This window comes from Aestuariivivens sp. NBU2969, assembly GCF_019931125.1.
In the GTDB taxonomy this organism is placed as follows: domain Bacteria; phylum Bacteroidota; class Bacteroidia; order Flavobacteriales; family Flavobacteriaceae; genus Aestuariivivens; species Aestuariivivens marinum.
Genome location: NZ_JAIOUU010000002.1, coordinates 167,860 through 182,911, shown reverse-complemented (window position 1 = coordinate 182,911; position 15,052 = coordinate 167,860). Strand labels below are relative to the sequence as shown.

12 protein-coding genes and 1 riboswitch are annotated in these 15,052 nt (G+C 36.7%); of the genes, 11 read left to right on the top strand and 1 reads right to left on the bottom strand.

Annotated features, from left to right (window positions below; all coding sequences use genetic code 11):
- Nucleotides 1–66: 66 nt before the first annotated feature.
- The 11 genes from K7G79_RS02535 (at nucleotide 67) to K7G79_RS02485 (ending at nucleotide 13,707) form a co-directional block, all read left to right on the top strand.
- Nucleotides 67–2,169: a HEPN domain-containing protein gene (locus tag K7G79_RS02535; RefSeq protein WP_223548848.1), complete on the top strand. Its 2,103-nt coding sequence runs from the start codon at nucleotides 67–69 to the stop codon at nucleotides 2,167–2,169.
- Between the two features lie 9 nt (nucleotides 2,170–2,178).
- Nucleotides 2,179–2,940: a uroporphyrinogen-III C-methyltransferase gene (gene cobA / locus K7G79_RS02530; protein ID WP_223548846.1), complete on the top strand. Its 762-nt coding sequence runs from the start codon at nucleotides 2,179–2,181 to the stop codon at nucleotides 2,938–2,940.
- Nucleotides 2,941–2,943: 3 nt separating this feature from the next.
- A complete protein-coding gene (locus tag K7G79_RS02525; RefSeq protein WP_223548844.1) occupies nucleotides 2,944–3,528 on the top strand; it encodes a bifunctional precorrin-2 dehydrogenase/sirohydrochlorin ferrochelatase in 585 nt (194 codons plus the stop codon).
- Between the two features lies 1 nt (nucleotide 3,529).
- A complete protein-coding gene (locus K7G79_RS02520) occupies nucleotides 3,530–4,582 on the top strand; it encodes an NAD(P)/FAD-dependent oxidoreductase (RefSeq protein ID WP_223548842.1) in 1,053 nt (350 codons plus the stop codon).
- Between the two features lie 48 nt (nucleotides 4,583–4,630).
- Entirely contained in the window at nucleotides 4,631–5,374 is a 744-nt protein-coding gene (gene epsC, locus K7G79_RS02515; protein ID WP_223548840.1) for a serine O-acetyltransferase EpsC, read from the top strand.
- Nucleotides 5,358–6,248, top strand: a complete 891-nt coding sequence (gene cysM / locus K7G79_RS02510) for a cysteine synthase CysM (protein WP_223548838.1) — start codon at nucleotides 5,358–5,360, stop codon at nucleotides 6,246–6,248. The genes epsC and cysM overlap by 17 nt, the downstream gene beginning before the upstream one ends.
- 78 nt (nucleotides 6,249–6,326) lie before the next feature.
- Nucleotides 6,327–6,449, top strand: a riboswitch (SAM riboswitch).
- 52 nt (nucleotides 6,450–6,501) lie between these two features.
- Entirely contained in the window at nucleotides 6,502–7,521 is a 1,020-nt protein-coding gene (locus K7G79_RS02505; protein WP_223548836.1) for a homocysteine S-methyltransferase family protein, read from the top strand.
- Nucleotides 7,522–7,744: 223 nt separating this feature from the next.
- Nucleotides 7,745–10,420: a methionine synthase gene (gene metH, locus K7G79_RS02500; RefSeq protein WP_223548834.1), complete on the top strand. Its 2,676-nt coding sequence runs from the start codon at nucleotides 7,745–7,747 to the stop codon at nucleotides 10,418–10,420.
- Nucleotides 10,421–10,788: 368 nt separating this feature from the next.
- Nucleotides 10,789–11,745 carry a methylenetetrahydrofolate reductase [NAD(P)H] gene (gene metF / locus K7G79_RS02495; RefSeq protein ID WP_223548833.1) on the top strand — a complete coding sequence of 319 codons (957 nt, stop codon included), beginning with the start codon at nucleotides 10,789–10,791 and terminating at the stop codon, nucleotides 11,743–11,745.
- A gap of 34 nt (nucleotides 11,746–11,779) precedes the next feature.
- Nucleotides 11,780–12,877 (top strand): acyloxyacyl hydrolase, encoded by a 1,098-nt coding sequence (locus tag K7G79_RS02490; RefSeq protein ID WP_223548832.1) that lies wholly within the window; start codon nucleotides 11,780–11,782, stop codon nucleotides 12,875–12,877.
- An 83-nt stretch (nucleotides 12,878–12,960) separates the two neighbouring features.
- Nucleotides 12,961–13,707: a head GIN domain-containing protein gene (locus K7G79_RS02485; protein WP_223548830.1), complete on the top strand. Its 747-nt coding sequence runs from the start codon at nucleotides 12,961–12,963 to the stop codon at nucleotides 13,705–13,707.
- Nucleotides 13,708–13,863: 156 nt separating this feature from the next.
- Here K7G79_RS02485 and K7G79_RS02480 read toward each other — a convergent pair whose 3' ends face one another.
- Nucleotides 13,864–15,051, bottom strand: coding sequence for an acetate/propionate family kinase (locus K7G79_RS02480; protein ID WP_223548829.1), 1,188 nt, complete (start codon nucleotides 15,049–15,051; stop codon nucleotides 13,864–13,866).
- Nucleotide 15,052: the final 1 nt, after the last annotated feature.

Genomic DNA, 15,052 nt, shown 5'->3' with positions numbered 1-15,052 from the left:
CACTAAAAATTTCTTCATAAGCCTGCGTTTACTGCAGTCGAAATAGGGAGATTAGGAGGGATTGTCATGCAAAGTTTTAGAACAGAAATAGAAAATCCATTAGTTGAAAGGGATATTATTGAATTGGCCAATAAAATTGAGCTATTCAATAACGGAAAGATAGACGAGGAAAAATTTAGAAGCCTACGTTTGGCACGTGGTGTTTATGGTCAGCGTCAAGAAGGCGTGCAAATGATCCGTATAAAATTACCCTATGGAAAAGTAAAGAGCAACCAATTACTTCGCATTTCTGAAGTTTCCGACGAATACTCTCGTGGACGTTTACACATTACCACGCGTCAGGATATTCAAATTCATTATGTCGATTTAAACAGAACGCCAGAATTATGGGCCGAATTGGAACGTGATGATGTAACGCTTAGGGAGGCCTGTGGAAATACAGTTCGTAACGTAACAGCCAATGAAACATCGGGTATTGATGTTAACGAACCATTTGATGTGTCGCCGTATGCCGATGCCTTGTTCCGTTTTTTTTTAAGAAACCCTATTTGTCAGGAAATGGGACGTAAGTTTAAGGTGTCCTTCTCATCCTCCGATGAAGATACAGGGCTGTCTTATATGCACGATTTAGGTTTTATTGCCAAAGTAAAAGATGGTGAGCGCGGATTTAAAGTGATGATTGGTGGTGGATTGGGCTCACAACCCCGTCATGCCGATGTACTTTATGATTTTGTTTCCACTGATAAAATTATCCCAATTATGGAAGGGGTGTTACGAATTTTCGATCGTCATGGTGAACGTCGAAGCCGTGCTAAGGCTCGTATGAAGTTTTTAATAAAGGATATTGGATTGAATGCTTTCAAAGCATTGGTTGATGAAGAACAAAATGCCATTGAATTAAAATCGGTTCCTATTGATGTTGATGCTTATGAAGTGTCTAAGCCAGTTGAAGTTCATGATATTCCGCTGGTAGATATAAAAGATCAACAAGCATTTGAAACTTGGAAATCGACCAATCTTATCCCTCAAAAACAAGAAGGTTATGTTGCTATTGGTATTAAAGTACTTTTGGGAGATTTTTATACAGATAAAGCTAGATTATTAGCCAATTTGGTTGAAAACTATGCGGCAGGTGAACTGCGATTGACTTTACGCCAAAATATTGTTATTCCGTTTGTAAAACATGAATTGGTACCGTTTTTCTACACCGAATTAGAAAAATTGGGATTTGTGGAAGCTGGTTACAATAAAGCTGTCGACATAACTGCTTGCCCTGGAACCGACACCTGTAATTTGGGAATTGCCAGTAGTACTGGTATAGCCAGTGAGTTGGAACGTGTTATAAAAACAGAATTTCCACAATATTTGAAAAACCAAGATTTGGTTATTAAAGCTAGTGGCTGTATGAATGCCTGTGGGCAGCACAATATGGCCAATATAGGGTTTCAAGGCATGTCTGTGCGTACACCTGATAAATTGGTAGCACCAGCATTACAAGTACTGTTAGGTGGTGGAAACCTAGGGAACGGTAATGGCATATTTGCCGATAAGGTAGTTAAAGTACCTAGCAAACGAGGGCCTGAAGCCTTAAGACGTATTTTAAATGATTACGAAGCCAATGGCAATGGACAAAGGTTTGTTGATTATTATAAAGCCAATGGGGAACGTTATTTTTATGATTTATTGCAGGACTTGCAAGATGTTACTAATCTAACCCAAGCCGATTTTATCGATTGGGGCAATACCGAAAAGTATGAAAAGGAAATTGGTGTTGGTGAGTGTGCAGGAGTGGTTATTGACCTAGTGGCTACCTTATTTTTAGAGAGTGAAGAGAAAATTGAAAATGCTAGTGAGTCATTTGCCAATAATGTATTCTCTAGTGCCATTTATCATGCGTATAGTTCTATGATAAATTCGGCAAAGGCCATGTTGCTTGCTGAAAATAAACGCACAAATACCCACGCAGGTATTGTGAGTCAGTTTGATGAGCTATTTATTGCTAACAATAAAATCAATTCAGATGTTTCGTTTTCAGAATTGGTATATCAAATCAATAAGTTTTCACCTACTAAGGAATTTGCGTCTAGTTATATAGAAAACGCCAATCAGTTTTTGGAAAAAGTAAAAGCTTTTAGAGAAGCTGAAATGACTTTAGGTAAGGCAGTTTAATTCAGAGCCATGAATTTGAAAACACCAACATTAACAGTAGTAGGTGCTGGTCCGGGGGATTTAGATTTAATAACCTTAAAGGCTATTAAAGCCATCGAATCAGGCGATGTTATTCTATACGATGCTCTTGTTAATAAAGCGTTATTGCATTATGCTCCTAAACAAGCAGAACTTATTTTTGTGGGTAAACGCAGGGGGTGCTATGCTTTTCAACAAGAACAAATCAATGAACTTATTGTAGCAAAGGCTAAGGAAAAAGGCCATGTGGTACGTCTTAAAGGTGGCGACCCCTTTATTTTTGGTCGTGGTGCAGAAGAGATCGATTATGTAAAACCCTTTGGTCTGGAAACTTTTGTGGTACCTGGTATTTCATCGGCTACTGCAGTACCGGCCTATCAGGGTATTTCCTTAACCAAGCGAGGAGCTTCAGAAAGCTTTTGGGTAATAACCGGGACAACCAAAAACCATCATTTGTCAACTGATGTGGCTTTGGCAGCTAAGTCTACAGCTACTGTAGTTATACTTATGGGCATGCATAAACTGGATGAAATAGTTAGTGTGTTCTCCGAAGAAAAAAAAGAGGATATACCGGTTGCTGTTATCCAAAATGGAACGACTTCAGATGAAAAAGTAGGTTTAGGCACCATAAGTACCATTCAAAAGATTGTAGAAGAAAAGCAGTTGTCTTCACCAGCCATTATTGTCATTGGTGAAGTGGTTAAACAAAGAGCGGTACTGAACTCGATTTCTAATGATGTTGCCTTGGTATAAGCTATGGATCACAATAATTTATATCCCATTTTTTTAAAAGCAAACCATCTAAATATACTCATAGTAGGCGGTGGTTATGTAGCTGAGGAGAAATTGACTTTTTTATTAAAGTCCAGTCCAGATGCTAAAGTGTCCATGGTTGCGCCCATATTTAAGGAGGGGACCGAAACCTTGTCTAAACAAGGAGATGTTACCTTAATTAAAGATGTTTACAAAAAAAAATATCTAAAAGGAAAACATATAGTTGTTGCTACCACCGATGTTCCTGAGGTAAACATTAAAGTTTATAAACATTGTAGAAAGCTAAACATTTTGGTAAATGTGGCCGATAATCCGCCTTACTGTGATTTTTATATGGGTGGTATTGTTACCAAAGGAAATGTAAAAGTAGCCATTAGCACTAATGGTAAATCGCCTACAACCACTAAGCGGTTACGACAATTTTTTGAAGATGTGATTCCTGAAAACATTAATGATTTGGTGAAAAATTTAAACCATTATAGAAAAAAAATAAAAGGTGATTTTGAACAAAAAGTAGAAACCTTAAACGAAGTTACCAAAGGATTAATTGAAAAAGAAAAACCATAATATGATTAAAACCGATATACTAATAATAGGAGCAGGTCCAACAGGTTTATTTACTGTATTTGAAGCTGGATTATTAAAATTAAAATGCCATTTAATAGATGCCCTGCCACAACCTGGAGGGCAATGTTCGGAGATATATCCTAAAAAACCGATATATGATATTCCAGGGTTTCCTGAGATTTTGGCAGGCGATTTAACGAAGAATTTATTGGAGCAGGGCAAGCAATTCAAACCTGGATTTACTTTGGGTGAACGAGCGGAGACCATCGAAAAATTAAAAGATGGATCATTTATTGTAATTACTAATAAAGGCACTAAGCACCATGCTCCTGTAGTGGTCATTGCAGGTGGTTTAGGGGCTTTTGAACCAAGAAAACCTACTATTGAAAGTATTGCAAATTATGAAGATAATGGTGTCGATTATATCGTAAAAGACCCTGAGGTTTACAGAAATAAACGTGTGGTGATTTCAGGTGGAGGTGATTCTGCATTGGATTGGAGTATCTTTTTAGCCAATGTCGCTTCAACAGTCACATTAATCCATAGAAGAAATGAGTTTAGGGGAGCGTTGGATTCTGTAGAAAAAGTAAGGGAGCTAACCCTATTGAATAAAATCAATTTAATTACCCCTGCCGAAGTTACAGCCTTGCATGGTGATGGTAAAATTGAAGCAGTTACTGTAACCAAAGAGGGTAAGTCGGCTTTAATAGAAACTGACCATTTTATTCCGTTATTCGGATTGTTACCAAAATTAGGGCCTATAGGAAACTGGGGGTTAGAGATTGAAAAAAATGCTATTAAGGTGGATAACACATTAAACTACCAAACCAATATTCCCGGGATATTTGCCATAGGAGATGTGAATACCTATCCAGAAAAATTAAAATTAATACTTTGTGGATTCCACGAAGCGACTTTAATGTGCCAAGCTGCTTACCGCATTATTAATCCAGGGAAAAGGTATGTGCTAAAATATACAACAGTGAGTGGTATCGACGGATTTGATGGATCGCGTAAAGAAGCCCCAAAAGCGGTGATTCAGGCTATTCAATAAAATTATAATTGTGTAACTTAGTCATTTAATTTACGATAATATTCACGAATGAAAAGCTATAATGTTTGCCTAAAAGATACCGTTAAAACATTTACTAAGCGCTTGTTCTATTCACTTTTTGATGAAGAACAACATAATGAATATGAAGCATATTTAGAATCGACATTTCTTAAAATCCTTGCCAAATTAAGTATTGAAAAGGGTGAGGAACACTGGGATACATTTAAGGAAAAATTGCCCGAATTAAGACTTATGTTGGATTTAGATGCCATAGCTTTTGAACGTAATGACCCAGCATCACATAGTTTACAGGAAATTTATTTGGCCTATCCCGGGTTTTATGCTATTTCTATTTATAGGCTAAGCCATCAGTTATACAAGCAAAAGGTCCACATATTGCCTAGAATGATGAGTGAGTACATTCATGGTATTACGGGTATCGACATACATCCAGGTGCGACCATTGGCAAATCGTTCTATATCGACCATGGAACGGGTATTGTCATAGGTGAAACTTCAATAATAGGCAATCACGTTAAAATTTACCAAGGGGTAACTCTTGGGGGTATTTCAGTAGCTAAAAGTTTGGCATCTACCAAACGACATCCTACCATCGAGGATAATGTATGTATTTACGCCAATGCCACTATTTTGGGAGGGGATATCGTTATTGGTAGAGATAGTGTTATTGGTGCAAACGTATGGATTACCCAATCGGTTCCAGAAAATTCATTGGTAACTTACCAAACCGAAATAAAAATTAGACCCAAAAAGAATGGCATTCGAAAATAGTATCATTGGTCAAATAGGTAATACGCCGTTGGTAGAGGCTACACATCTTATTTCAAAAAAAGGGGTAAGGTTGTTTTTAAAATTAGAAGGGAATAACCCCGGAGGAAGTGTAAAAGATCGACCTGCCTTTAATATGATTAGTGAAGCCTTAAAACGGGGAGATATTAAAAAGGGGGGTACTTTGGTTGAAGCCACTAGTGGTAATACAGGTATTGCTTTAGCATTTATCTCTAAGTTATTAGGGCTGAATATGATACTAATTATGCCCGAAAACTCCACTGTAGAACGAGTAAAAACAATGCGAGCTTATGGTGCTGAGGTTATTTTAACACCAGCTGATATCGGGATTGAAGGCTCCCGCGACTTGGCATTTAAGCTAAGGGACGAAAAAGGCTATACTCTTTTAAACCAGTTTGAAAATAACGATAATTGGAAAGCGCATTACAAAACCACAGGGCCAGAAATTTGGGAAGCGACTCAAGGTAAAATAACACACTTCGTATCGGCCATGGGAACTACCGGAACCATAATGGGAGTGTCAACCTATTTGAAAGAGAAAAATAAAGACATAACTATTATAGGAGCACAACCGGATGATAATTCCAGAATCCCTGGGATTAGAAAATGGCCTGAAGAATATGTGCCTAAGTTTTTTGATAGATCTAAAGTCGATGTGATTGTTGAAGTGACAGAAGCAGATGCTAAGGAAACCACACAAAAATTGGCGTGGGAAGAAGGGGTTTTTGCAGGGATGAGTAGTGGCGGATCTGTGTATTGTGCTTTAAAAATCGCTGAACAAATAAATGAAGGCCTTATTGTAGCGGTTATATGTGATCGAGGGGATCGCTATTTATCTTCAACCTTATTTGAGTAATGAAAGTAGTTTTTTCTTATTTCATAGGATAACAAAAATATAGTTGCTATTTTTGCCGTTCAGTTCATAAATGTACTAGTGTTATCAAGAAAGGTAGAGGGAATAGACCCGTTGAAACCTTGGCAACCCTTTTCCTAACAATCACACAAGGTAAAGAAGGTGCTACATTCTACTAACTGTATTTTGTTAGAAAGATAACGAAAAGTGTTTTCTTAGCTTTTCTTGATGACATATAGATATAAATAATGTCGAAATGTCGAAAATAAAACAGGCTTTACAAGATCGTATTTTAGTGTTGGATGGTGCTATGGGTACCATGCTTCAACAATATAAATTTACTGAAGCGGACTTTAGGGGGGAGCGCTTTAAAGATTATCCTGTACCCTTACAAGGGAATAACGATTTGTTGTCCATTACTCAACCTGAAGCCATTAAAACCATACACGCCAAATATTTTGAGGCTGGGGCGGATATTGTGGAAACCAATACCTTTTCGGGAACAACAATAGCAATGGCCGATTATCAAATGGAAGATTTGGTTTATGAACTGAATTATGAGTCGGCTAAGTTGGCCAAGGAAGTCGCAGTTGAATTTACAAAAAAAGAACCTTATAAACCACGCTTTGTAGCAGGATCCATTGGGCCTACAAATCGCACGGCCAGTATGTCGCCCGATGTTAACGATCCAGGATATCGAGCGGTTACCTTCGACCAGTTGCGCGTAGCTTACAAACAACAGGTAGAAGCACTTGTTGATGGTGGAGCCGATTTATTATTGGTGGAAACGGTTTTTGATACGCTTAACGCCAAATCGGCGTTGTTTGCAATTGAAGAAGTTAAGGAAGAAAGAGGAATCGATATTCCAATCATGTTGAGTGGAACTATTACAGATGCTTCTGGAAGAACCTTGTCTGGGCAAACGGCAGAGGCTTTTTTAATTTCGTTATCTCATATTCCTTTGTTGTCCATTGGGTTTAATTGTGCTTTGGGAGCCAATTTATTACAGCCCCATTTAGAGGCCATTGCCAATAAAACAGAGTTTGCCATATCGGCACATCCTAATGCAGGACTACCAAATGCCTTTGGAGAGTACGATGAAACTCCAGAGGAAATGGGTGAACAAATAGAGGAATACCTAAAAAAGAATTTAATAAACATAATAGGAGGTTGTTGCGGCACAACACCAGAACATATTAAAGTAATTGCCAATATAGCAGCGAAATATAAACCTCGTAATTTTGGCACCCTGAAAGCAGTCGAAGGGACTCATTAGTTATTAATGATGATTTTAGAAGTTAGCATATTATAGCATCTATGAAAGGATCTGTTATACATAAGTTAAAAACGTGTTTAGGCATGCGAAAGTATATCTTATTGGTGAATTGGGAAAGGGTATAAAATCATGAAATAGGATTCCGTAAATGGGATAATATCAAAAAAGGAAAGACTTGTTAAACCATTTTATAAGCCTTTTCTAGTGGTAGAACATATTAATAATGAAGATAAAACAAACAAAATACATGAAGCTTTCGGGACTGGAACCCCTAGTCCTTAACGAGAACAGCAACTTTATAAACGTCGGAGAACGTACCAATGTAGCAGGTTCCCGCATGTTTTTGCGATTGATAAAGGAAGGTAAGTTTGATGAGGCCTTAGATATAGCTCGTCATCAAGTAGAAGGTGGTGCACAAATCATTGACATTAACTTTGATGACGGACTTATAGATGGTAAGGAAGCCATGGTTAAGTTTCTAAATCTTCTTGGAGCTGAACCTGATATTTGTCGTGTACCCATAATGATCGATAGTTCTAAATGGGAGATTATCGAAGCAGGCTTACAAGTTGTACAAGGTAAATGTGTAGTGAATTCCATTTCACTTAAGGAAGGCGAAGACAAATTTATTTGGGAGGCCAAGCAAATTAAACGTTACGGTGCAGCGGTAATTGTTATGGCATTCGATGAAGTAGGACAGGCCGATAATTATGAAAGGCGTATAGAAATAGCAAAACGCTCGTATGATATTTTAATAAACAAGGTGAATTTTCCATCGGAAGATATTATTTTCGATTTAAATGTGTTCCCAGTGGCAACTGGGATGGAAGAACATCGAAAAAATGCTGTAGATTTTATTGAAGCCACGCGTTGGGTGAGGCAAAATTTAGAAAATGTAAGCGTTAGTGGAGGGGTGAGTAATGTGTCGTTTTCATTTAGAGGTAATAATGTGGTACGTGAAGCCATGCATTCGGTGTTTTTATATCATGCCATCCAAGCAGGTATGAATATGGGTATAGTAAATCCAACTATGTTGGAGGTGTACGACGATATTCCCAAAGACTTGTTAAAGCATGTTGAAGATGTTATTCTAGATAGGCGGGATGATGCTACTGAGCGCTTGTTGGAATTTGCTGAAACAGTAAAAGGTGTTTCCAAAGAAAAAACCGTTGACTTGTCATGGCGCAAAAAACCACTTCAGGAACGTATTACCCATGCTTTGGTAAAAGGTATTGATGCTTTTATTATTGATGATGTTGAAGAGGCTAGGCTGCAAGCCCATAGACCAATAGAGGTTATTGAAGGACATTTAATGATTGGAATGGACGTTGTGGGCGATTTATTTGGTGCGGGTAAGATGTTTTTACCACAAGTAGTTAAGTCGGCTCGAGTGATGAAAAAGGCCGTGGCGTACCTAAACCCGTTTATCGAAGCCGAAAAGTCCGATAAGCAAGAGCCTGTTGGCAAGATATTGATGGCGACTGTAAAAGGAGACGTACACGATATTGGTAAAAATATAGTGAGTGTGGTATTGGCCTGTAATAACTACGAGATTGTAGATTTGGGTGTGATGGTGCCACCTGAAAAAATTATAGAAACAGCCATAAAAGAACGGGTTGATGCTATTGGACTTTCGGGACTAATTACACCATCACTTGACGAAATGGTATACTTGGCCAAGGAAATGCAACGCCAAAATTTTGAGTTGCCATTACTTATTGGTGGAGCCACCACATCCAAAGCACATACTGCAGTTAAAATAGATATCCAATATCAAAATGCTGTGGTTCATGTCAATGATGCTTCAAGAGCGGTAACGGTAGTTGGTGATTTGTTAAACAAGAAAACGTCCCGTGAATATGTAACCAAGCTAAAAGCCGATTATGAAGATTTCCGTACTAAGTTTTTAAAGCGGGGCAAAGAGAAATCTTATATTTCAATAACTCAAGCACGCCAAAAAAAATATGTCATCGATTGGGATAATTCATCTATTGTTAAGCCAAAAGAATTGGGAGTTCAGGTATTAAAGCAATTAACTTTAAAGGATTTATTACCATTTTTAGATTGGAGTCCGTTTTTTAGAAGTTGGGATTTACATGGTAAATTCCCCGATATATTAAGCGATGAGGTTGTTGGAGAACAGGCAAAGCAGTTGTATGATGATGCTCAAGAGATGATTCAGCAAATTGTAGCCAAGCAAATGCTAAAACCGAAGGCAGTTTTTGGCTTATTTGAAGCCAATACCATAAATGATGATGATATTTATGTTCTAAAAAAAGGCAAGGAAATTGGCGTGTTCAGAACCTTGCGTCAACAGTTGAAAAAACGGGAAGGTATTCCAAATATTGCCTTGGCAGATTTTATAGCACCTAAGGAAACTGGCAAAACCGATTATATTGGAGCCTTTTGTGTCGCAATTTTTGGAGCTCAGAAATTAGCAAAATCCTATAAGGACAAAGGCGATGATTACAATGCTATTATGGTTCAAGCTGTAGCCGATCGATTTGCAGAAGCCTTTGCTGAATATTTACATAAGCAAATACGAACCAAGCATTGGGGTTATTCTGAAGATGAAGATTTAACTAATGACGATTTAATTAAGGAGAATTATAAAGGCATTCGCCCTGCGCCAGGTTATCCTGCCTGTCCAGATCATTTAGAAAAAGAAACCATTTGGCAGTTACTTGATGTTGAAAAGTTAATAGGGGTCAAGCTTACCGATAATTTGGCTATGTGGCCAGCAGCAGCTGTTTCAGGATATTATTTTGCAAATCCGGAAGCGAAATATTTTGGATTAGGTAAAATTACCGATGATCAGGTTACCGATTATGCCTTAAGAAAATGTATTGATAAGGATAAAGCTAGAAAGTGGTTGCATCCTAATATTGCCGATCAATAAACTTTAAGCATTATTGTTTGTTGCGACATCCTTTTGTTTTCAATTCGAGTATGTGAAGCAAGTATCGAGAATAACACAAAAGATATATTAGAATGTGTGACTCTGCATAAATAGAGTGACGCCTAATAATAAATTAACAATTTGTTGTATTTCGTCTAACGGCATAAAACTTAATTAGTGCAAATTTTGCAGTGAAAATAAAAAATATGAAAAAAAATAGAGCAGAATTAGTATTCTTTGTTCAGCTATTAATACTTACTGTTACTGCACTAACTATTGCTTATTTTTTTAAATAAAAAGAAAGGGCTATCGGGAATCATTTGTAAATTCGTGGCTAATTTAAGTGATACTGAAATAAATCAGCATAAATGAAAGTAACAGAGCACATAAAGAAAGCAAAAGGAGAAACCTTGTTTTCATTTGAGGTGATACCACCAAAAAAAGGTATGAACATTCAAGACTTGTATAATAATATAGATCCTTTAATGGAATTTAATCCTCCTTTTATTGATGTGACTACATCAAGGGAAGAATTTGTCTATATTGATAAGGGAAAAGGCCTGTTAGAAAAGCGAATTACTCGTATGCGCCCTGGAACTGTTGGTATCTGTGCTTCTATTATGCATAAATACAAGGTAGATGCTATTCCACATTTATTGTGCGGTGGATTTACAAAGGAAGAAACCGAATATGTGCTGGTAGATTGTCATTATTTGGGGATTGATAATGTTGTTGCCTTACGTGGTGATGCTAGAAAGGACGAACCTTATTTTGTGCCTACCACAGGCGGTAATGCTTATGCTAGAGAATTGGTTGAACAGATAACAAATTTAAATAAAGGGCAACATCTACATGATAATGTGGAAACAGAACATAATTATGATTTTTGTATTGGTGTGGCTGGTTATCCTGAAAAACACATGGAGGCACCCTCATTGGCTACCGATTTAAAACGTTTAAAAGAAAAAGTAGATGCTGGTGCAGACTACGTTATAACCCAAATGTTTTTTGATAATAAAAAGTATTTTGATTTTTTAAACAAGGCTAGAGAAATAGGGATTAATGTCCCTATTATTCCAGGTATTAAGCCTATTGCAGTAAAACGCCATTTACAGGTTTTGCCTCAAATATTTAAAATTGATTTACCCCAAGACCTTATTGACGCTGTTGAAGCCTGTAAGGATAATAAGGCGGTAAGGCAGGTTGGTATTGAGTTTGCTATACAGCAGTCGAAGGAGTTGAAAGAGGCAGGCGTACCATTTTTGCATTACTACTCCATGGGTAAAAGTGACAACATTAAAGCGATAGCATCAGAGTTATTCTAATAATTCATGTACTTTTGCCTGAGAACCAATCTACATGAGGCTAATAGTTTTATGTTTTTTATGTGCAGTTTGTAGGATGTCCTTTTCTCAGGACAAAGCATATACATCCTTTATTGATGTCAATTATTTTAGCGGGAATATTGCATTACATAACAATGATATACTACATTTAATACAAGGACATCCTGAAGGCGTTATTTTTGGATGGAATAAGAAAACCTATGGATTCAATGCATGGGAGCAAAGGTATAACTATCCCGATTATGGTATGTCCATAGCTTATCAAAACCTTAAAAATAAGGTGTTGGGTAATGTGGTGTCAGCTTATGTTCATTACAATTTTTACTTTTTTAAGAGATATTTAATGTTTCGTATTGGTCAGGGATTAGCTTATACCAATAATCCTTATAATAAGGAGAACAATTTTAGGAATATTGCATTTGGAACGCATATTATGAGTAGTACATACGCTTTATTGAATTACAAAAAAGAATGTTTGTTTGATAACATTGGATTTCAAGCAGGTTTATCTTTTATCCACTATTCCAATGCTAATGTAAAAGCTCCAAATACCAGTATTAATTCAATATCTTTAAATGTAGGAGTGACTTATAGATTAGAAGAAAATAGTCCTGAATATCAATACACTTTAATTGAAAATGACAGAGGATTTAGGCAATCCATAAAGTATAACTTGGTATTTAGAACAGGTGTTAATGAAAGTGATGTAGTGGGAAGCGGGCAATTTCCATTTTATATTGTTTCGGCTTATACCGATAAGCGCATTAATCGAAAAAGTGCCTTACAGTTGGGGGTAGATGTGTTTTTTTCAAACTTTTTAAAGGAATTGATCTATTATAAAAGCGTGGCTTTTCCAGAGGATAATATTTCAGGCGATGAAGATTTTAAACGTGTTGGTGTTTTTGTGGGACATGAATTGTTTATTAATAAAATATCCATATTGTCACAGTTGGGGTATTATGTTTATTATCCTTTTGATTTTGAAGGACGAACTTATTTTAGGATAGGTGTTAAACGTTATTTTGGCAACAAGTGGTTTGGAGCTTTGACATTAAAATCACATGGCGCAAAAGCTGAGGCGGTTGAGTTTGGAATTGGGGTTAGACTATAGTTTGTTATTCCTGAGAAGAGGAATCTTTTAAATTGAACTCTATAATGAATATATAGATTCCTGCTTTCGCAGGAATGACAGTAATGAAAAACATACTTTACATACTTACATTTATGTTGATTGTAGCTTGCAACAGTGAAGATGCAAACGATTGCTTTCAAAACACGGGAAGCATAGTTAGGCAGGAAATGGTGTTGGCTTCTTTTGATAAGGTTCTGGTGAATCGGGATATTGAACTGATTGTAAAGGAAGGTACGGAGCAAAAAGTGGTTATTGAAACGGGAAAAAACTTAATCAATGATGTTAAAGCTGTAGTTATTGATGGTCGATTATTATTAACCGATAACAATAGCTGCAATTATGTACGCGATTATGGGGTTACTAAAGTCTATGTAACTTCGCCCAATATTACCGAAATACGAAGTTCCACACAGTATGATATTAGTTCCAATGGGGTATTGACTTATCCCAGTTTAACCATTTTATCCGAAGATTTTAATGCGCCAGACACTTTTGCCAATGCTAATTTTAAATTACAGATAGATAACAATACATTCCGATTGGTGTTTAACAACTTGTCCAATGTCTATATTTCGGGCAAAACCAATAACTTACATATTACATTTGCCGCAGGAACATCTCGTTTTGAGGGTCGTGATTTGGTAGCTCAAAACGTGACGCTGTGGAACCGCAGTTCTAACGATATGATTGTTAACCCACAACAATCTTTAAAAGGAAAAATTTCAGGTACGGGCAATGTGATTTCAGTTAACGAGCCTCCTTTAGTTGAAGTGGAGGAATTGTATAAAGGCCAATTAATTTTTGAGTAAAATTTGTCATTCGAATGGAGGCTTTTAGTCGACTGAAGAATCTTTTTTGATTAGAGTACTTTCCTAACTTTCTGAAATAGAGACTGTGCAAGAGATTCTATCTATTATAGGAATGCAACCTTTAAAAATAGTAGAGGCTAGTGTCGAAATAGATTTTTATGATTGGTATAATCCCGTAGCCTGCTTGGCAATTTCTAACTCTTCATTTGTAGGAATGACTAAAATTTTTGCTTTTGAATGTAATGCGTTTATTTCCCTAATTTGGCCAGATCGCTCTTTATTTTTTTCTTCATCTAATATAATCCCAAGAAAATCTAGGTTTTCACAAACCATTTTTCTAATTAACACAGAATTTTCACCAATACCAGCTGTAAATACAATAGCATCCAATCCGTTTAAAATGGCAACGTAGCTACCAATGTATTTTTTTATGCGATACACATTCATTTGCAAAGCCAATTGGCAAGCTTTGTTACCTCTTTGGGCTTCAGCTTCAATTTCCCTTAAATCACTGAACCCAGTTAAACCGAACATGCCGCTTTGCTTTTGTAGAAGTGTATTGATTTCATCTAAACTATATTTGTATTTTTCGGCTAAATAAAAAATAATCGCAGGATCAATGTCACCAGAACGTGTTCCCATAATTAACCCGCTAACAGGTGAAAATCCTAAAGAGTGGTCAATACTTTTACCATCTTTAATAGCGGTCATGCTACACCCATTTCCTAAGTGTATGGTTATGATTTTTGAATCTTCTTTTCCTAAATATTTAACAGCTTGTTCTGAAACGTACTTATGGCTTGTGCCATGAAATCCATATACGCGAATGTTGTGTTTTTCCGAAAAATCGTTAGGTATAGCATATTTGTATGCATACTCTGGAATAGATTGATGGAAAGCTGTATCGAAAACAGCCACTTGCTTAGCGTTTGGAAAAATAGTAGCGGCAACTTCAATACCCTCTAAATTGGCTGGGTTATGTAAAGGTGCCAAAGCAGATAAGGCTTTAATCTTGGCTTTAACGGCTTCGGTAATCTCTGTGGTGTCACTAAAATGTTTCCCGCCATGTACAACGCGATGCCCAACAATGTCAATATCATCTGGAGATTTAATAATACCTGTGTTGTTATCTAAAAGTTGTTGAGACAAAAGCTCCAAGCCTATTTTATGGTTTTTTATAGGTGTAACCGTTTCTATGGTTTTTCCATTTGTTTTGAATTTGAATTTGGCATCTTCGAACCCAATACGTTCAATAAGTCCAGAACATAAAATAGTGGCTTCCGGCATGGAGAACAATTGAAATTTTAACGATGAACTTCCGGAATTTAAAACTAATACTTGCATA